Origin of the sequence: Neorhizobium turbinariae (assembly GCF_023223505.1) — a bacterium.
Classification (GTDB): domain Bacteria; phylum Pseudomonadota; class Alphaproteobacteria; order Rhizobiales; family Rhizobiaceae; genus Neorhizobium; species Neorhizobium turbinariae.
Genome location: NZ_JALPRY010000033.1, coordinates 1 through 19,332, shown reverse-complemented (window position 1 = coordinate 19,332; position 19,332 = coordinate 1). Strand labels below are relative to the sequence as shown.

Below are 19,332 nucleotides of genomic sequence, written 5' to 3'. Positions count from 1 at the left end.
CAGCAGGATGAGCGTAAAAAAGACCGTTGTGATTACCGGCGCCTCCCAGGGAATAGGAGCCGGTCTCGTGAGGACCTTCCTGGAAAAGAGCTGGAACGTCGTTGGGACGTCGAGGCGCATCAGCCAGACGAGCGGTTTCGAGCGCTCGGCCAGGCTGGAGCTGGTCGACGGCGACGTCGGGAATCCCGACACGGCAGAGCGGGTAACGCAGAGGGCGGTCGAGCGGTTCGGATCGGTAGACGCGCTCGTCAACAACGCCGGACTGTTCTTCACGAAACCGTTCCTCGAATACACGTTGGACGATTTCCGACGCCTGTCGGCAACGAATGTCGAAGGATTCATTCACTTCACAAAGCATGCCATCAAACAGATGCTTCGTCAGACGTCGGGTGGAAGCGTCGTCAGCATCACCTCCTCCCTGACAGACCACCCAATCGCCGGTGTGACCGCCTCCCTGGCGATGATTACCAAGGGTGGCCTGAATGCGGCCACCAGAAGCCTCGCGATGGAATTCTCGAAGGAGAACATCCGGGTGAACGCCGTCTCTCCCGGCATCGTCGACACGCCAATGCACGAGAACGATCCAGAGGACTTCCTGAAGTCCCTTTCCCCGATGGGCACGATCACGGCCATCCAGCAGATCGTCGATGGCGTCGTGTATCTCACCGAGTCTGCAAATATCACCGGGGAGGTGCTGCACGTCGACAACGGCGCACATCTTGGAAAATGGTAGCCGTGGACGCAGAGGCGCGCCTGAAGGAGCTGGCTCTCGTACTCCCACCTCCCCCCACGCCATTCGGCGCGTACGTGGAGGCGGTGCAGTGCGGTTCGTTCCTCTTCCTCAGCGGAATGCTACCCGTCGTCGGGCATGAGCCGATCTACCTGGGTCTGGTCGGTCAGGAACTTTCGACAACTGAGGGCTACGACGCCACGCGTGCGGCGTGCCTTAGCGGGCTGGCGGCCGCTCGCGCCCACCTTGGTTCGCTCAACAGAGTACGATCGATCGCCAAACTTGGGGTCTACGTCGCTACACCCGCTCATTTCCGCGAACATCCAAAGGTCGCGGACGGAGCGTCCGAACTGCTCCTGACAGTCTTCGGGGAAGAACGAGTCCCTCCGCGCATCGTCCTCGGCGTCGCCAGTATCCCGCTTGGAATGCCGGTCGAAGTCGAACTCGTCCTCGAAATCGAGCCTTGATGAAATCCGCTTTAATCCCAATGGAGGCTTTCATGATCAGACAGCTCAAGTCCACGGGCGCCGTTGCCACCGCTGCGGCCCTTCTTCTGCTCCCGGCAATTGCGTACGCCGGACCAACGGTAGTCGCCGAAAAGACAGATCGGGCCGAGGATGGTACAACCCAGCCCGCAAGCGAACGACCCCAGATCAGGGTGGAAAAGCGCACCCCGGCATACTGGCGGGTTACGTTTGACAACCCTCCCTTCAACATCTTCGGTCCGGAAACCATTCCGCAAATGGAGAGGGTCGTTGCGGACATCGAGAGCGATCCGAAGCTCAGGGTCGTCGTCTTCGACAGCGCGGTGCCGGGTTTTTTTCTAACCCATTATAACTTCACCCCGCCCCTCTCTGAGTCCACCAGCCTTCCTGCAGGTCGCACCGGGCTGCACCCCCTGCCCGACATGCTGGTTCGCATCAGCAAGGCGCCCGTAGTGTCCATCGCCTTGATCCGCGGTCGAGCGACGGGCGTCGGCAGCGAACTCGCACTCGCCAGCGATATGCGGTTCGCGAGCCGGGAGAAGGCCATACTTTCGCAATGGGAGGTCGGCGCCGGTTTCGTTCCGGGTGGCGGACCGATGGCGAGGCTTCCGCGGATCATGGGCCGCGGTCGCGCACTCGAAGTCCTACTCGGCTCCGACGACGTGAACGGTGATTTGGCGGAGCGATACGGCTACGTCAACCGATCATTCGACGACGACAAACTCGATGCGTTTGTTGACGCTCTCGCCACCAGAATCTCAGGGTTCGACCGCCAGGCGATCGCCGACACGAAGCGACTGGTCGACTTTGCAAGCCTTCCGTCCGACCCCGAGATCGGAGCCGGCTGGGATGCATTCATCTCGTCGGTGCAGCGCCCCGTGGCCCAGAAGAACATCGGCCGGCTGATGGAAATGGGGTTGCAAACAGATCCCGAGATCGAGGCCCGTCTTGGACACTACACGCAGACTTTGGCCCAGGAATAGGCTTGTACGCCGCCGGCGCGACCGTCGCTAGTCGGACCGGCATCTGTGTAAAACCGCCGGTACACCCGCACCACTTTCAGGCGGCCGCTTTCACCGATATTTCATCGGGTTCGGCCGCGTCCCAGACTCAACCAAGCCATGGAGACGAACATGCACAGTATCGAAAACCAGATCGTTGACTCTAGCTTCTCCGCTATCATCAACGCGCCGATCGAGAAAGTCGACATCCCCAAATGGTGCTTCACCTTGCCTGAGAAGGAATATCAGGGCTGCTCACCGGCGCACATCGCGGCCGGCTTCACGACCGCCCCGGACGGTACAAGGATGTCGATCAATGTCGAAACGATCGGCGGAAGCCTGATGGTGCAGCACTACATCGAGACGCTGGGGAAAAAGGACCATCTTATCCTCGACTCGGACTCTGATGTGTTCACTCCAACCGGCCGGACGACCATTCACGTCACCTGGGAACTCAGCGTGAAGAAAATTGATGAGGTCCGCTGCGAGTTCACCAACCGTGTCCGGTCCTACGCGACAGCCGAAATGCTTGCCTTCCTGGACCGTCAGGGAATCCCCTTCGACATCTTCCGTACACAGCGCCAGCCGATGTCGATCGCGCACAACAAGGGCGAGACGCCCCTCTTCGCTGCAAGTATCGAACGGGCCGCACTTCAGAACGCTTCATCCACGAAGGCCGCATGACTGCGAGAAAGGAGAGAGTCATGTCACAACTGTCCTTTGACCGAGACAACACTGGTCTGCTGGTCGTCGATCCGTACAACGACTTCATTTCCGAGGGCGGGAAGATCTGGCCGAGGATCAAGGAAGTGGCCGAGGCGAACAACTGCGTTCCGCACATGCTGGAGGTTCTGCACGCGGCGCGGGCCTCCAGACTTCGCGTGTTCTTCGCCATGCATCACCGCTACCGTGCCGGGGACTACGAGAACTGGAAGTACGTGGCGCCTATCCAACGGGCGGCCTGGCATCGCAAGAGCTTCGAATATGGCACCTGGGGCGGCGAGTTCCGCGCCGAGTTCGTTCCCGTTGCCGGCGAGGTGGTCGCTTCGGAGCACTGGTGCTCGAGCGGCTTCGCCAACACCGACCTCGATCTGGAGCTGAAGAGGCACGGAATCCAAAGACTCATCGTGATCGGACTTGTCGCTCACACCTGCATCGAGGCTACTGTCCGGTATGCCGCCGAGCTTGGTTATGATGTCACTGTCGTTAAAGACGCGGTGGCCGACTATTCCCAGGAAATGATGCACGCGGCTCTGGAGATCAACATGCCGAGCTACGCAAGCGCGATCGTAGAAACCACGGAGATCGTCACAGCGCTCTCAGCGCTTGAAACCGCTTGAGCAATATCGCACCGAAGCCCCCTGCGAGCCGCGTGTTCGGCGGGGGAAATCTGGCTTCGGAGAATTCGGACCTATCGTCGCTTCGCCGACGTGTATGCCTGGGACCACGGATAGCTTCGATGCGTCATGTACCTATGATTCATGCTGAATATCCCACGGTGGAGACAGACGCGGCGACAACAAAGGTCATGGTGAAATGCCCGGAGTGCATCGATCCCGTCACGGTCGGCGAGAGGGTGCCGGCGTTGTCTCCCACGGAATTTTGTAGACCGATCTGCTTGGCCGACCGACCCGTCGCCATCGGGACGATCGACTGTGACGAGCCTCCCCAGATAGTCACCCGCAATGGCAGCAATACCTTTGTATAGTGTGCTTCCCGTCAGGTTCCGAATAAAGTCAAACCGCGGCAAGCGGCTCTTACTGCTACGAAAGCCCTCGGGCGCGACCGCATGTCTTGGGCCGCTTACAATAAATGGCTTTCAACTAATTCGACGAAACGGATGAACCTGCTCAGAGTTGACAAGCAATACGACATGCATTGCGGCGGTTCACATCGTAGCAACTCTGTGCGCTGGGCATTGTCGTACGGATTGTTCGGTGCGCCTCGTGCAGGCGCACCCATAGCATTTGCTTTGGCGGCTATGACGATCACTGGCAACCCTAGCAGTGGGGCGCTCGTACTTGCTGCGATGACGGCGGCGCAACTTCTTGGGGCGGTCCCCATTGCCAGGCTTGGACGTCATGCAAACACCATTTCATTCTTCAGGACACTGATAGCGATCAGAACGGCGGCGATGTTAGTGTGCGCAGTAGCGTGCGTCCTAGGTGCGCCAGTTGGAGTTCTAATCGGTGCAGCAGCCGTAGCCGGTCTCGTCCAGGGAGCCGCGTTCGGTCACCTGCGCAACGCGGTCAATTACCTGGTCAATCCGTCGCAGATGGTGAAGGCGCTCGGGTTTGGAGCAATAGCTGACGACATCACGTTCCTCGTCGCACCAATATTTGCAGCAGCCGTCGGCACAGTTTCTGCTCCCCTTGCAATTGTTGCGATCGCAGCCGTTGGAGCTACACCAGCTTTTATTCTTCCGAAAATGCCGCACGTACCTGTGTTGAGTGCCCCCGAGCGCGGCGGCAAGTTGATCGAGCGCGGCGTGTCGCTCTGGCTTGCATGCGCCTGTGTCATCGCCGCGGCAATCACTGCGATAGAAATCGGCGCTGTCTCGATTGCCCTTGGTTTCGATTTGAGGCCGGAATATGGTGCGGTCTTTACCGGCACCCTCTGTATGGCGTCGCTTGTGGGTTCCGCGTGGATAAGCATCCGGAACCGAATACCTTCTACTCGGCAGGTCGTCGTGATGCTTTGCTTGATGACTGCGGGGACAACGCTGATTTCAACACAGCATTCGATCGTAACGACTTTCGTTGGCTGCGCCTTCGTTGGATTAGTTGCGGCACCGCTGAAAGCCCACTGTTCGATTCAGATTAACAGTCTGGTTACCTCTAAGATGAGGGCAGAAGTGTTCTCTCTCCTGAAAACATCAACTTCGGTAGGAGCAATAGTTACCTCACTGGCAATCGGCTGGACATCTATCTTGACTACGTTGAAAATCGAAATTGCTTTGCTTGCATTCGTGCTGTCTTTGTTGATATTAAGTAGCCTGGTCGTTCATTATCGAACGTCAGCCGCGTCGAAACTCGGCATCCAAGGTTATCCGACCCCTGCGCGGATGGGTACGACCGTGGAATCCAGCCATGAAAATTAAACGACTGAGCGCAATTCGCTATGCCCTCCGCGGCTGGCTCGTATTCATCATCCTGGTATGGGGCTTAAATCCTCGGAGATCACTCATTGGAGTGGCGCTGTAAGACCGCGCTTATATTCTTGAACTTGATGGGGGCCGTGTCTGTCTAAACCAAGTGCAGCAAGTGTCCTAGAGCACTTACCCGGCCTCGTCTGGACCACGGACGAAACGGGCGCGGCTACTTACGCCAATCGCCACTTTGAAGCGTATACTGGTCTTGAATGGGAACCGAGCGGCCGAATCCAGTGGCTGACTGCGTTGCATCCCGATGACACGAGTTCAATAGTCGAGAGGCTGGAGAATGCCCAGCGGACAGGCTCCCACCTAATGACTGATGTGCGACTGCGGCGCTCAGATGGCGAGTACCGCTGGTTTGCTGTTTCGGCTTCTCCGCTGAGCGATAGCCTGAATCAAGGATATTGCTGGCTAGCAATTGGAAGCGATGAGTCATCCGCCGATGGCCATTTCCCAAATTCCGACGGCCGCATGCAAAGGTTCCTAGATGCGCTGCCAACGCAAGCGCTTTTGGTAAGCCCTACAATAGAACTGGAGTTCGCGAACCAGGAGGTTTTGCGGTGGCATGGGCTTGCGCGCGGTCCTCACCCGCTGCGCCGGATGGACAATCTTGATTCCGATGAACTCATCGGCATCACCGGACCACTGAAACACCTTTTGGAGAACGGGGAGCCATATGCAGGTTCCTACCAGGCTGTTCACGGCAGCGGCAACTTGCATTGGATCGACGTCCGGATGGTTCCCATTCGCGACGCCGGTGGAAGAGTCGCTCGTTATTTTGTGCTTCAAAACGACGCGCAAGACCTCCGGCATGCCAGCTACCTCCTCGCCAACGAGGTAAAAATACTCGAAATGGTGGCTCGGGGCGCGCCAACTGCAGATGTCCTCCATAAGCTTTGTCGTCTTGTTGAAGATTTGAGCACAGATTGCTCTTGCTGCGTTCTCGAGCTGTCTCTGGACCGCAAGTATTTTCGGGTCGGCGCGGCACCTAGCCTTCCGGACGAGTTCAAGGAAATTTTTGACGGAAAGGCTGTGGACGTTGGACTTGGACCCTGTGCCTCGGCTGCCATCAGCCGGAAGAAAGCTGAGGTCCTCGATTGTGCCAGTGATGGCCTCCGAGAGAGTGCGATTGGACAGCTAATGCTGGTCAACGACTTCAATGCTTGCTTGGCCATTCCGATACTTTCTCCTTACGGCAACACCGCTGGGATTTTCGCTATCTATCGTCATCGACACGTTGCGTTCACACCTCATGAACGACAGGTGATTGACCGAGCACTGCTCATCGCTGGCATATCGATCGACAGGACGCGTCATGAAGAAGCTCTGCTGAAGCGCGAGGCACAGCTCCGGCGAAGCCAAGCTCAGCTTGTCGCCGCTCAGCGCATTAGCTCGACGGGGAGCTTCACGTTCGATATTCAGCGAGACGAGAACATCTGGTCCGAGGAATTCTACCGGATTTTAGATCTCGACCCTACCCTGAAGCCAAGCATCGACGCCGTCCGGGAACGCGTCCATCCCGAAGACCTCGAACTATTCAATACAGAAATTCAGCGAGGGTTGTCAGGCGACGGCGCGGATTTCATATTCCGGATTGTCACAACGGACGCTTCGGTCAAGTTCATACGAGGATTGGCAAGGGTAACCCACGAAATAGAGGACTATCCAGTCTTCATGGGGACGGTTCAAGACATTACGAACTCGAAGCGCGCGGAAGATGCCCTCCGCCGCGGAGAGGAAGCTCTCACGAAAGCTAGAGAAGACCTGGCCTATGTCTCTCGCGCTATGACGATCAGCGCGCTCACGACCTCGATCGCGCATGAAGTCAGCCAGCCGCTGTCAGGCATTCTCGCCAACGCGAATACTTGCTTACGTTTGCTCGCGAGAGATCCGCCGAATGTCGCCGCCGCGTCCGAGACGGCCCGGAGGACCATTCGTGATACCATGCGCGCGACCGAGGTGATTAAACGTCTCCGCGTAATGTTCAATCGCCAGATTCCGGTTATGGAGGAAACCAACCTTAACGAAATCACCAGAGAGGTGATCGCACTGTCGTCGAAGGACATGCGGGACAGATCGATTGCCGTGACCGTCCAACTCGACCCAGAAGTGCCAACGATCACGGGGGACCGCATTCAATTACAACAGGTGATCCTGAACATGCTGCTGAACGCGGCGGAAGCCATGGCCGACATTGAGGGACCCCGGAGCATGGTTGTACGAACGCACTCGGATGCCGTAGGTAGTACGGTCTTGTCGATCGCGGACGTAGGGATAGGAATCCCCGCTGAAAATGCAGATAAACTTTTCGAGGCGTTTTTTACTACTAAGCGAAATGGCATGGGAATCGGGCTCTCAATCAGCCGCTCTATCATTGAAAACCATGGTGGAGTTATGTGGGCCGAAATGAACAATGGACCTGGCGCAACCGTCGCCTTTTCCATTCCTCGACAAGCTCGTCCGTGAGCGCTACGCAATCCCGTGCCCCGGACACACCTACGACCAATGCTCCTAGGTGCAGAGGCAAAGACCGCAGACCCTTCTTCGTAATCGGAAGTGTGCTCGGGTCAGCCTAGCTGGATCTTCGCTTCGGCGACACCAAAGTATCATTGACGATGTTGGACCATGAGAGCCAAGCTCGGTTGCTAATGTAGCTGCTAGCAGGCGTGAGCACAGATAACCCCTGCCCCGATCTTAGGATCAAAGGATGGTTCACCATAGAGTGGGACGATCCCACATCGATTATCTCGGGCTCATTCAGACGATCCCGAGTCTGATTGTTGTCGCAGACAGGGAGGATGTGATCTGGTTCTCCAATCGAGAATGGGACGTTTTCACAGGACTTGACGCCTCGACGATCGACGGGACGTCATGGATAAATGCCATACATCCATTGGACATTCACAAGATCGGCAATGCGCGCGCGCGGGCATTGGCGGGCGACGGAGGGACGGACCTTGCAGCCCGCCTGCAGGCGCGGGACGGCAACTTTCGCAACCTCCATTTCCATGTCGCCCCGTTTGACCTCGCAAGTGGCGATCGTGGCTGGTACCTCATGGGCATGCACGGATGCCCGTTCAAAGCAGCCGAAACCGAGCTTGACTCGAAAAGCAACATGTCTGCTTCGGAGACCAAAAGACACGGGGAACTTGCAGAGCTGCGGCGTATAACTGCACAGTTTCGGGAAGGACAGCGTCTGAGTTCAACCGGAAGCTTTACGTCCGATCTACAACGCGACGAGAATAGGTGGTCGGAGGAGTTTTATCGCATCTTCGAAATAGATGCGGACGCACCTCCCACCGTCGACAGAGTTCGCGAGCGTGTACATCCGGACGACCTCGCTCTCTTCGAAAGTGAAATCGAGCGTGGTCGGACCGGACACAACGGCGACTTCGAGTTCAGAGTGATCACACCCAAGGGAGGTTTGCGATACATACGTGGCATCGCTCGGATGATCTACAATCTCGACGGACGACCGATCTTCATGGGGATCGTGCAGGACGTTACGGAAAGCAGATTGTCGGAGATGACTCTGCGGAAGCGGGAATGCGAACTGCGGCAGGCGAACTATCACCTGACGATTGCCCAGGAGCTGAGCAAGACCGGCATATTCGTCTGGAACTTGTCGAGTGACGAAAGCCGTTGGTCCGACGAAATGTACCGCATCTTCGACGCCACTCCGAGTTCGACGCCTTGGGCTGAGGCGCTAGAGCTTGTACACCCAATGGACCGTCCTTCTGTCGGCAGTATGATCTCGCGTGCCAGGAGCGGCGAAGATTTCCAGGGCGAGTTCCGGCTGATAATGAGAGATGGGACCACCAAGAACATCAAGACGGTCGGGCGCCTTCTCGCAGACGAGGCGGGGAAAACCTTCGTAGGAGCCGTGCAAGACATCACTGAAGCCAGGCAACAAGAGGAAGCCTTGAACAGGGTTCGGGCGGATCTTGCCCACGTTGCCAGGGTATCTGCCCTCGGGACACTGAGCGCATCAATCGCTCACGAGGTAAGCCAGCCGCTTGCAGGCATCCTGAACAATGCAAACGCTTGCCTGCGCATGCTGTCGGCGGATAGTCCGGACTTGGAAAAGGCGCTTGAAACCGTCCGCCGATCCTTGCGCGATGCCACTCGGGCAGCCGAGGTCGTCAAACGCCTGAGGGCCCTATTCATGAGAGAAGCTCTCACTGTAGAGGCAGTGGATCTAAACGAAGCCGCACGCGAAGTGGGCGCGATCCTCCGTAGCGAGTTTTGGCGTGGGCTTGTGCTGCTGGACCTGCGGCTCGACGAAACAATTCCGAAGGTGCGCGGAGACAGAATCCAGCTTCAGCAGGTGATCCTCAACCTGTTTCTGAACGCATTAGAGGCGGTTTCGTCGGGCGGGGGGGACGACCGTCGGGTTCGAGCAGAAACAAAGTTCAACGGCGGCTGCGTCACGCTTTCTGTCTCGGACACAGGTATAGGCTTGGGACCAGATACTGAGAAGCTTTTCGACGCCTTTCATACGACCAAGGACAACAGAATGGGCATAGGCCTCTCAGTCAGCCGCGCGATCGTTGAAAGTCTGGATGGAAAGATCGGAGCCAAGCAGAACAAAGAGCGAGGCGCCACATTTTATTTTTCGATACCTAGATACGCAAACTAGCATCCAGGTGGGAGCCAACGAGTCATGCGACAAAAGCCCCGCCTAGCCGTGGTGGATGACGACGAATCAGTCAGAGAATCCTTGCCAGATCTACTGCGCGAATTCGGCTACCACGTCGAAGCCTTCGACTCGGCGAAAGACTACCTGGAGTCGCCCTACCTGGACATTACGGATCTCCTCCTACTCGACATCGCCATGCCGGGAATGACGGGGCCTGAACTTGCGAGGGAACTGACCCGTCTGGGTAAATCCATAGCCACGATCTTCATAACCGCAAACCGGGACATACCCTCTGTGGATAGCCTTCTTGGGGCCGTGCCCGTGCTGATGAAGCCTTTCGGGGACGATGAGCTTCGAGACGCCATCGAGAGTTCACTCAGCACATCCAGCCGACCGGGAAGCGATCGATCGTAGGCCTTAGATATCGAGCAGCTTACGACCGGTCTCGACATCAACGGGGTTGTGGGAACGATAATTGTACCATCTAGCGGCAAGCACTCCCCTGTCGGGGAATCCCCATATGTCATGATACTAAGGTGAATGACTTGATATTGAGGCAAGGCGTCGGCAGCTCTGGATGCCGGGCGACTGGTCCTATGCCTCCGGAGCGCGAACAGCATCCTCCGGAGACTTGGAAAGCAGGAATTTTTCTATCTCGTTGGACGAGCCAGGGAAGTGCGAAAGCGGTCCTCGGCCTAGGTTCACGGGTAGGTTTCTGAGGCTTTGGCAGCCATGGTTGCTTTTGCCCACCAAACCAATTCGTCGAGCGCCATTTTGGACGACGGCAGAAGATTTGCCTCGATCTCCTCGATCGGCTTGTTGCCGCCCATCGGCGCTACCGAAAAGAAATCCACGCCGCCGATATGGACCGCCGCGTGCGTCGATACCATCTGCAGCTCCACCGCGATCCCGCGCAAGTGTTCCAGCGCGCGAGAGCCGCCCATGCTGCCGTATGCGATGGCGGTGAACGGCTTTCGGATCCATTCCTTGTAGGCTTGGTCGAGCGCGTTCTTCAGCACCCCGGTAAGGGAGTGGTTGTATTCTGCGACTACGAAGATGTAGCCATCGTAGCGGCCGACTGTTTCTTGCCACCGGACAGCTTCGGGGTTTTGGCTTGGCACCCAAGCGTTCGACGCGACCTCGTCGAAGAGGGGCATTGGGTGGTCGCGGAGGTCGATCAGTTCGACCTCAATGTCCTCGCGGGCCTGCGCCTGTTTCAATATCCACTGTGCTGGCTTGTCGGCGAAGCGGGTGAGACGGGTCGATCCGATTATGATTGCGATCTTTGGCTTCAAAGGCATGACGTCCTCAATTATGTTGGTTGATCTTGATGAACACTCGTTTCGAGTATCAGTTGCTTTCGAGGGCGTCCGCATATGCGTAGAGCCCAGGAGAACCTCCAGTCATTACGAACAGGATCTTGGATCCAGGGGCGATGACGCCTTCTTCGATGTCAGAAAGCAGACCGGCGAATGCCTTCCCTCCGTAGACTGGGTCGAGAAGCAGTCCTTCCGATTGACCAACGGTTCTAACTGCTTCGACCATCGCCGGCGTGGGAATGCCGTAGCCGCCGCCGAGCTGGCCGCCGCTGATTGTTAGATCCGCCGCGTCCACTCGCGCCTCCTTTGAAAGGAGCGCGAGAACGGCATTGACCTTGTCTACTGTTGCGGAAACGGCTGCTTCTTTTGGCGACAGGACCGTGTACGCCCTTATCCGCGAGGGATCGCCACCGGCAATGACCATTCCCGCCGCGAGGCCGGCGTGCATGCCGCCACTGCCGTTTGGTATGACAATCTCGTCGAATTTGACAGCCATGCGGGACGACTGCATTGCAACCTCGAAGGCGCAATCGACGTAGCCGAGACATCCCACCGGCATTGACCCTCCGAGGGCGGCCGTGAATGCCTTCCGTCCGGCCGCACTGATCTCGGCCGACCGGTCATTCACGAAAGCAACCGGGTCCTCGCCTTTGGCGAGAATATGTACGGCTGCCCCGAACAGCCGATCCAGCAGCACGTTGCCGTTGTCCTGGTAGATCGTACTGTCTCGGGGAACCATCTGCGCAAGCACCAGTTCGCAGGCAAGCCCTGTTCTCGCGCAGGCCGCGGCGGCCAGTCGCGCAAAGTTCGACTGAACTCCGCCCACGGCAACAATCGTGTCGCAGCCTTCGTCCTTCGCCTGTCCTATCAGGAACTCGAGCTTGCGGAGCTTGTTGCCCCCGCCACCCAGCTCCATGAGATCGTCCCTCTTCGCCCAGACGGAGACGCCTCGTAGCCGGTCGCCAAGTACCTGCTCAAGACGATACAGGCGCTGGATCGGCGTCAGACCCTGCATCAGACGTACTCGCGGGAAAGGATCCAGCAGACCGAGGTCGTGCATTGTCGTTCCTCTCAGATCTACGGCGATTGTTGTCCACGACCGGGATGCCGCACGCCGAATAGGTGAGGCCTGCGGCGAGCCGGCAGCGGCGCCGGTTGCTAACGGGTCTGCGCTGGTTCCGGCGTCCGATACCGGGCAGCCGGGACATTGCGCGAAAGGTTCGGCATCAGTTTCTGCCGGGCTGCCTCGTAGGCGTTCCAGTCGTCAGCATCCGGCACAGAGGGGAGAGTGATCAGCTCGCCAATGTCGAGCCCGGCAAGTGCGGCGTCGACCGCGTCGTCGGCCTTCATGATAATCTGTTCGGGAAGACTCTCGAGCGAACCTCCCGAGGCTGCCCAGAACGGGGTTTCGACTGCGCCCGGAAGAACTGCCTGGATGCGGACGTTCTTTTCAGACAGCTCCTTCTGAAGGGAGAACGTCAAGGCGATGACATAGGCTTTCGTCGCTCCATACACGCCGTTGAGGATCTCGGGTGCTATCCCCAACGCGGAGGCCATGTTGACTATCGTTCCGCCCCCGCGGGAAACGAATGAGGGGGCGGCTGCATAGACGAGACGGGTGAGCGCCGTGACGTTTACCGTGATCATCCGCTCCATGTCGTCGACGTTCGACGTGAGGAGCGGTTCGACCGCCCCGACGCCGGCGTTGTTGACGAGCATCGTTATCGAGGGATCGGTCCGAAGGACTTCTTCGACCTTGTAGAGGTCACCCTTCTGGCCGAGATCCGCCCGGATGGTGGTCACCTCCCTCCCCGTCGCATCGGAGATGTCCTTGGCCACACTCGTGAGTGCATCCTGGCTGCGTGCGACCAATATAAGGTCGTATCCCCGTCGCGCGAGCCTGTCGGCATAGATCGCGCCGATGCCCGAGGACGCGCCGGTGATGAGAGCCGTGCCGTTGGCTGATTCAGTCATCTTGGTTCTCCTTAGATGTGTCTGCTGAAGATCGACCCGAGCCGCTAGCGCAGCGACTTGAACGCGGCTCTCAATTCGGAGGTGAAGAGATCGGGCTCCTCCCAGGCTGCGAAGTGGCCGCCCCGATCGACTTTGTTGTAGTAGATGAGGTTGTGATAGGCCTGTTCGGCCCAGCTTCTCGGAGCCTGATAGATCTCGCCTGGAAACACTGTAATCGCCGCGGGAATCGAGACGTCCACCGCATTGAAGTTGTTGGCGTTGTTTTCCCAGTAGAGCCGCGCGCCGGAAGTCGCGGTTCCGGTGAACCAGTAGAGTGAGATGTCGTCCAGCATCTCGTCCATCGTGAGGGACTTCTCAGGATTGCCTCCGCTGTAGGTCCAGTCGGCAAACTTGTCGTAGTACCAGGCGGCAAGCCCAACAGGGGAATCCGTCAGCGCGTAGCCCAGCGTCTGGGGGCGGGTGACCATCATCAGCGCATAGCCCGAGCCCTTCGTGTAGAGCGCGTTCATCTGCTCGTAGGCGGCCTTTTCGTCCGCGGAAAGACCCGCCGGGGCCGGTTCCCCGTTCGTGAGCGCCTTCGCGATGTCCGGCGGCACGGTCGCGGGCATGTTGACGTGGATACCCAGCAGCCCTTCCGGCGCCTGGCGGGCCATCACGTCGGAAATCACCGCCCCCCAGTCGCCGCCCTGAGAGACGTAGCTGTCATAACCGAGCCTTTTCATGAGCACGTGCCAGGCGCGCCCGATACGATCGGGGCCCCATCCAGTTTCGGCCGGAACGCCGGAGAAGCCGTAGCCTGGCATGGAGGGCAGTACGACGTGGAAGGCGTCCTCGGCGCGACCGCCGTGTGCGGTCGGGTCCGTGAGCGGCCCGATCGTTTTGAGAAGCTCGAAAACCGACCCCGGCCACCCGTGTGTCATGATCAGAGGAAGCGCGTTCTCATGCTTCGATTTCACGTGGATGAAATGGATGAGAAGGCTGTCGATTTCCGTCGTGAATTGCGGGTGCGAATTCAACTTCTTCTCGCCCTTCCGCCAGTCGTATTCGGTGCCCCAATATTCGATGAGCGGCTTCAACTTGTGAAGCTGAACTCCTTGGGACCGGTCGGCCACCGTTTCTTTTCCGGGCCAGCGGGTGGCGCGTATACGCCGACGAAGTTCATCGACCTCCTTCTGGTCGATGACCGCCTTGAAGGGGCGGACTGCATCGCCGCCTCCGCTAGCACGAACCGGCCGCGGCAAAATACTGAGGGCTGCCGTTGCCGCGGTGGTGGCGACGAGCTCGCGCCTGGTCGGCGACGCGACTGCTTGCACTTTAACTTCTTCTGACATGACATCCTCCATTGGGGATCAGATTGAACTGGATGCGTCATAGGGATCGTCCTGCGCCGGCTCGGAAGCCATTGCACGATGGTATCGTCGATACCTAAGGATCAGTGGAAAGTGCCCCTCGGGGGACCGACACCATCGCATAATGGACAGCGGACTGGGGCCGGCCCATCGTCGGCGGACAACGCAGACGATTGTTCACGCGAGGGAGATCGAGATGACGATCCAGGAAACGAAACATATGACAGACATGGCCCTGCGTAAGATCGACATGAAGCTCGAGGTCGTGGTCATCCCCGTGTCCGACGTCGATCGCGCGAAAACGTTCTATACGAAGCTTGGCTGGCGGCTCGACGCCGACGTCTCGGGCCAGGATGGCTTCCGGGTCGTCCAAGTGACGCCGCCCGGCTCGCCCTGCTCCGTGATATTCGGAACAAAGATCACGACGGCGGCTCCCGGCTCGTTGCAGGGGCTTCATCTCGTGGTTCCGGACGTCGAAGTAGCCCACGCCGCGCTTTCTTCCTGCGGCGCGAAGATAAGCGAAGTGTTCCACGACGCCGGCGGTATTTTCCATCGCCAGGGTGCCGAAGGACGGCTCCCCGGCCCGCACCCCGAACGAGCCAGCTATGGTTCGTTCGCTTCCTTCAGCGATCCGGACGGAAACGGTTGGGTCTTTCAGGAGGTGACGACGAGACTGCCCGGCCGGGTCGATGAAAACCGCGCGGCTTTCACCTCCGTGAGCGACTTGGCCGGTGCTCTGCGGCGGGCCGCCGCCGCGCACGGTGAACATGAGAAGCGGACGGGTGGCAGGCATGACGAAACCTGGCCCGACTGGTATGCGGCATTTATGATTGCGGAGCAGTCGGGCGATCCGCTGCCGACGTAACCGGATCATTTCCCGACTTTGTCGCGCTCGCCAGATTTCTTTGACAGGAGCTTCCGATATTCTGCTGTCGGAACACCACCCCATCCCCAGTTCTCAAGGTCGACTTCCTCGATAACGACATAGGTGGATTCCAGCGGCTTGTTGAGAACTTCCAGCATGACCTGACTGACGCCCGCTATGATAGCGGCCTTTTCCTCGGCCGTTACCGACGAGCGGTCGGGCGTCGTTCCTTCGCGCGTTACCTGTACGGTGACAATTGGCATGATCTACCCTTTCGATACTTTCCAGCTCAGCTCGGGAAGTTTGGTGGTGAGTTTCAGTGCGTCGCCTGCGGGTCGGCGGGAGCGCCGACCTGAACCGGAGCTCCCGTCCTCTACCAGCGACCGGCGTTCTGCCCGCCATCCACATGAAGGATCTCGCCGGTGACAAAGCTCGCATTTTCGAGATAGATCACCGCGTCGACGATGTCGCGAATCTCGCCCATGTGGCCCACCGGGTGGAGCGCCGACATCGCCTCATGGGTCTCGGGAGCGTGCATCGGCGTCTTGATGATCCCAGGAGAGACGGCGTTTACGCGCACGCCGGTCTTCGCGAACTCGATGGCGAGCTCCTTAGTGACGGCGTTCAAGCCACCCTTCGTGAGCGACGCAAGCGCTGCGGGAACGCCAGCGATAGGTTGATTCACAAGGCTGGTGGTGATGTTGACGATATGTCCCGCGCCGCGCTGCAACATCGATCTCGCCGCACGCTGCGTGATGTGGAAAAAGCCGGAGACATTGACGCCGAAGTTCTGGTCGTAGTCCTCTTGCGTGAAGTCGATGAAGGGTTTCGCTACGAACACGCCCGCGTTGTTGACGAGGGTATCTATGCGGCCGAAGCGCTCCAGCGCCGCGCCGACGACCCGCTCCGCCGTCGCGGGTTTTGCAATGTCCCCTGCCACGGCGATCACGCCGGGGTCGGAACCTTCCTTGACTGACCGCGCAGTGGCCACGACTTTGTAGTCACGGTCACGGTATGCTTTGACGAGGCCTTCACCGATGCCTTGGGAGGCCCCCGTAATGATGGCCACCTTCTGTTGACTGCTCATGATATGCATCCTTTCAAGTGCGCCGACCTTCGTGTCCAGGCCGGGCCACGCGACCTCCGCGTTGGTGCTCTTGATTTAGATGTTATCACTCGGCGCGTGAATTGCCGTCAACAGGAGGTCACTCAACCGATTTTCGGGATAATCATGTCAGAGCGTCGGCTTCTGAGGCGATACGCGCCAGTTCGCTCCGGAGCCTCGGGGCGGCGAAATCCAGGAAGGCTCTCACCTTCGGCACGGCGGTCCTACCCTGCGGCGCAAGCAAATGAACCGGCAGAGCGGGCGGTTCGTAGCCCGCAAGAATGATCTGCAAGCGGCCCTCTCGAACGAAGTCCGTCACATGATAGGAGTACAGCCTCGTCACACCCATCCCCTCCGCCGCGGATGCGGCGGCCGCCCGTACGCTGTTCACAACGTAGCGCGGAGAGAAGTGCACCGTTCTCGGAGCCGGAGATGCGCTGGAGGACGAGAAGCTCCAGGACTCCAATCCGAAATTGGAAAAGGCGATGATCTGATGTTTGGAGAGGTCGGAAGGCTCGTCGATGACCGGACTTTTCGAAAGATACTGCGAAGAGGCGACCACGACACGCCTTACATCACCGCCGATGCGCATCGAGATGTGGGTCGAATCGGCCAAATTGCCGATGCGCAATGCGACATCGATTCCCTCGTCCACCAGGTTGACGAACCTGTCCAGCATCAGGAGCCGAACCGAGACGCTCGGATGCTGCCGGAGGAAATCGTCGAGGATCGGCCGCAGAACTTCCTCGCCTAGGATCGGCGGCGCAGAAATGGTGAGTACGCCCCGAGGGGATGAGCGCTCCGCTCCGGCGATCAGGTCCGCCTCCTCCAAATCAAGCAGCACCCTGCGGCACGCTTCCACGTATCGCTGCCCAGCCTCGCTCAGCTTCAGGCTCCTCGTAGTCCGGTGCAGCAGCTCCACGCCGACGTGCTGTTCTAGCAGGCCGAGCGCTCGGCTGATTGCCGTCGGGGACCGCTTGAGCTGCCGCGCGGCGCCAGCGAGGCTGCCCTCTTCCACGGCGGTGACGAACACCTTCATTGCGTCGATGCGATCCATCCTCTGCTCCGCACGCTCGTTTCCCCACACACTCATCCAAGGGTTTGACCGCCAAGTAAATATCCGAGAACTGATCCGATGGTATCGGTGACACTTTGGTGCAATAGCTCGCCGGACAATCCGGTGGGAGGCTTTGGCGCGTCCAATCCCAGCAAAAGGAGAGCGCAATGTCATCCATCCCATCGGTCTCCCGTCGGAGCCTTCTTGCCAGTGTCGCGGTCGCGGGAGCAATAAGCGTGCTGCCGGTACAGGCAGCGATGGCAAAGGAAAGCGGGAAAGAAATTCATCTGTTCAAGTACAAGGCCACGGAAGCGCAGCTCGAAGAGCTCCGCCGTCGTATAAAGGCAACACGCTTCCCGGAGCGAGAGATCGTCGATGACAGCTCGCAGGGCGTCCAATCGGCTACAATTGAAAAGCTCGCGAAGTATTGGGCCGAAGACTACGACTGGAGAAAAGTCGAGGCCAGGCTCAATGCGCTGCCTCAGTTCACCACGAACATCGACGGAGTGGAAATTCACTTCATCCATGTCAGATCGAAGCACGAGGGCGCCCTGCCGATTATCGTAACGCACGGGTGGCCCGGATCGGTCATCGAGCAGATGAAGATCGTTGAGCCGCTCACCGATCCGACCGCGCATGGCGGCTTGGCTTCCGACGCCTTCGACGTCGTGATCCCTTCTATCCCCGGCTACGGCTTCTCAGGAAAGCCTACCGAAAGAGGGTGGGATCCTGTTCGGGTCGCCCATGCGTGGATCGAGCTGATGAAACGTCTGGGTTATGCGCGATATGTAGCGCAGGGCGGCGATTGGGGCGACGCCGTGACGGAGCAGATGGCGTTGATCGCGCCGCCGGAGCTTCTCGGCATCCATGTCAACATGCCGGCGACCGTGCCAGACGACATCGCTGCCGCGCTCCGTCCCGGCGGCACGAAACCAGCGGGTCTGTCACCAGACGAAGAGCGTGCCTACGATCAGCTTGACGACTTCTATAAGCACGGCCTCGGTTATGCGATCGAGATGGCCAACCGGCCCCAGACGCTCGTCGGCATCGCGGATTCTCCGGTCGGACTCGCGGCATGGATGATAGACCATGACATTCGGAGCTACGAGCTCATAGCGCGCGTATTCGACGGCAAGACCGAGGGCCTTACGCGGGATGACGTCCTCGACAACGTGACGCTCTATTGGCTCACGAACACGGCCGTGTCATCGGCCCGTCTCTACTGGGAAAACAAGCTCGAATTTTTTGCCGTGAAGAACGTCAGGATCCCGGTCGCCGTGAGCGTCTTTCCGGACGAGATCTACGCGGCGCCGAAAAGCTGGACCGAGCGGGCATACCCTAACCTGATCCACTTCAACACGCTCGCGAAGGGCGGCCACTTCGCTGCCTGGGAGCAGACCAAGGTATTTTGTGAAGAGCTCAGAGCCGCATTCCGTAGCCTTCGGACCTGAGTTGCCATACCCTCTCTCGATGCCATGTGCAGACGGCCAAAGTCGACGGCATACGCGCACTTTGGCCGTCTGCACATGGCATCGACACCATCGCACAATAGAACCTCGATCAACAAGCGGGTATCATCCAGAGACTCCACGCCTAGTTTGGAAAGGCTGTATGCCTTCGGCGAAGGCCGTCTGTCTTGAGTTGGTGATTAGCT

At 58.8% G+C, this 19,332-nt stretch carries 18 protein-coding genes; 11 read left to right on the top strand and 7 right to left on the bottom strand.

The genetic code is table 11. From position 1 onward, the window contains the following. The first annotated feature begins 7 nt into the window (after window positions 1-7). From M0654_RS21745 to M0654_RS21705, 9 genes are all read left to right on the top strand, one after another. Entirely contained in the window at window positions 8-733 is a 726-nt protein-coding gene (locus M0654_RS21745; RefSeq protein WP_248684884.1) for an SDR family NAD(P)-dependent oxidoreductase, read from the top strand. After that, window positions 727-1,197 carry a RidA family protein gene (locus M0654_RS21740; protein ID WP_248684883.1) on the top strand — a complete coding sequence of 157 codons (471 nt, stop codon included), beginning with the start codon at window positions 727-729 and terminating at the stop codon, window positions 1,195-1,197. The genes M0654_RS21745 and M0654_RS21740 overlap by 7 nt, the downstream gene beginning before the upstream one ends. A gap of 32 nt (window positions 1,198-1,229) precedes the next feature. Next, window positions 1,230-2,198 carry an enoyl-CoA hydratase/isomerase family protein gene (locus M0654_RS21735; RefSeq protein ID WP_248684882.1) on the top strand — a complete coding sequence of 323 codons (969 nt, stop codon included), beginning with the start codon at window positions 1,230-1,232 and terminating at the stop codon, window positions 2,196-2,198. Window positions 2,199-2,348: 150 nt separating this feature from the next. Then, window positions 2,349-2,900, top strand: coding sequence for a hypothetical protein (locus M0654_RS21730; RefSeq protein WP_248684903.1), 552 nt, complete (start codon window positions 2,349-2,351; stop codon window positions 2,898-2,900). 20 nt (window positions 2,901-2,920) lie between these two features. Beyond that, the gene (locus tag M0654_RS21725; protein WP_248684881.1) at window positions 2,921-3,556 is read left to right on the top strand and encodes an isochorismatase family cysteine hydrolase; all 636 of its coding nucleotides are present in this window, start codon (window positions 2,921-2,923) and stop codon (window positions 3,554-3,556) included. Window positions 3,557-4,005: 449 nt separating this feature from the next. After that, on the top strand, window positions 4,006-5,316 hold the full coding sequence (locus tag M0654_RS21720; RefSeq protein WP_248684880.1) for an MFS transporter: 1,311 nt from the start codon (window positions 4,006-4,008) through the stop codon (window positions 5,314-5,316). A gap of 141 nt (window positions 5,317-5,457) precedes the next feature. Beyond that, window positions 5,458-7,836: a PAS domain-containing protein gene (locus M0654_RS21715; RefSeq protein ID WP_248684902.1), complete on the top strand. Its 2,379-nt coding sequence runs from the start codon at window positions 5,458-5,460 to the stop codon at window positions 7,834-7,836. A gap of 241 nt (window positions 7,837-8,077) precedes the next feature. Further along, window positions 8,078-10,009 carry a PAS domain-containing sensor histidine kinase gene (locus M0654_RS21710; protein WP_248684879.1) on the top strand — a complete coding sequence of 644 codons (1,932 nt, stop codon included), beginning with the start codon at window positions 8,078-8,080 and terminating at the stop codon, window positions 10,007-10,009. 24 nt (window positions 10,010-10,033) lie between these two features. After that, window positions 10,034-10,423: a response regulator gene (locus M0654_RS21705; RefSeq protein ID WP_248684878.1), complete on the top strand. Its 390-nt coding sequence runs from the start codon at window positions 10,034-10,036 to the stop codon at window positions 10,421-10,423. Between the two features lie 287 nt (window positions 10,424-10,710). On the opposite strand, the gene M0654_RS21700 is transcribed toward M0654_RS21705, so the two are convergent. The 4 genes from M0654_RS21700 to M0654_RS21685 all read right to left on the bottom strand — a co-directional run bounded on the left by M0654_RS21700 (window position 10,711) and on the right by M0654_RS21685 (window position 14,633). Beyond that, window positions 10,711-11,310, bottom strand: a complete 600-nt coding sequence (locus M0654_RS21700) for an NADPH-dependent FMN reductase (RefSeq protein ID WP_248684877.1) — start codon at window positions 11,308-11,310, stop codon at window positions 10,711-10,713. Between the two features lie 49 nt (window positions 11,311-11,359). Next, a complete protein-coding gene (locus M0654_RS21695) occupies window positions 11,360-12,388 on the bottom strand; it encodes a D-cysteine desulfhydrase family protein (RefSeq protein WP_248684876.1) in 1,029 nt (342 codons plus the stop codon). 98 nt (window positions 12,389-12,486) lie between these two features. Further along, on the bottom strand, window positions 12,487-13,302 hold the full coding sequence (locus tag M0654_RS21690) for an SDR family NAD(P)-dependent oxidoreductase (RefSeq protein ID WP_313791101.1): 816 nt from the start codon (window positions 13,300-13,302) through the stop codon (window positions 12,487-12,489). Window positions 13,303-13,346: 44 nt separating this feature from the next. Then, window positions 13,347-14,633 (bottom strand): epoxide hydrolase family protein, encoded by a 1,287-nt coding sequence (locus tag M0654_RS21685; RefSeq protein WP_248684875.1) that lies wholly within the window; start codon window positions 14,631-14,633, stop codon window positions 13,347-13,349. 214 nt (window positions 14,634-14,847) lie between these two features. On the opposite strand from M0654_RS21685, the gene M0654_RS21680 reads away from it, so the two are divergent. Continuing rightward, complete coding sequence (locus tag M0654_RS21680) at window positions 14,848-15,516, top strand: VOC family protein (protein ID WP_248684874.1); 669 nt, start codon at window positions 14,848-14,850, stop codon at window positions 15,514-15,516. 5 nt (window positions 15,517-15,521) lie between these two features. On the opposite strand, the gene M0654_RS21675 is transcribed toward M0654_RS21680, so the two are convergent. The 3 genes from M0654_RS21675 to M0654_RS21665 form a co-directional block, all read right to left on the bottom strand. Beyond that, window positions 15,522-15,779, bottom strand: coding sequence for a tautomerase family protein (locus M0654_RS21675; RefSeq protein WP_248684873.1), 258 nt, complete (start codon window positions 15,777-15,779; stop codon window positions 15,522-15,524). Between the two features lie 110 nt (window positions 15,780-15,889). Beyond that, the gene (locus tag M0654_RS21670; RefSeq protein WP_248684872.1) at window positions 15,890-16,603 is read right to left on the bottom strand and encodes an SDR family NAD(P)-dependent oxidoreductase; all 714 of its coding nucleotides are present in this window, start codon (window positions 16,601-16,603) and stop codon (window positions 15,890-15,892) included. A 142-nt stretch (window positions 16,604-16,745) separates the two neighbouring features. Next, window positions 16,746-17,678 carry a LysR family transcriptional regulator gene (locus M0654_RS21665; RefSeq protein WP_248684871.1) on the bottom strand — a complete coding sequence of 311 codons (933 nt, stop codon included), beginning with the start codon at window positions 17,676-17,678 and terminating at the stop codon, window positions 16,746-16,748. Between the two features lie 167 nt (window positions 17,679-17,845). Between M0654_RS21665 and M0654_RS21660 the strand changes: the two genes are divergently transcribed. After that, window positions 17,846-19,129, top strand: a complete 1,284-nt coding sequence (locus M0654_RS21660; RefSeq protein WP_248684870.1) for an epoxide hydrolase family protein — start codon at window positions 17,846-17,848, stop codon at window positions 19,127-19,129. The last annotated feature ends 203 nt before the right edge of the window (window positions 19,130-19,332 follow it).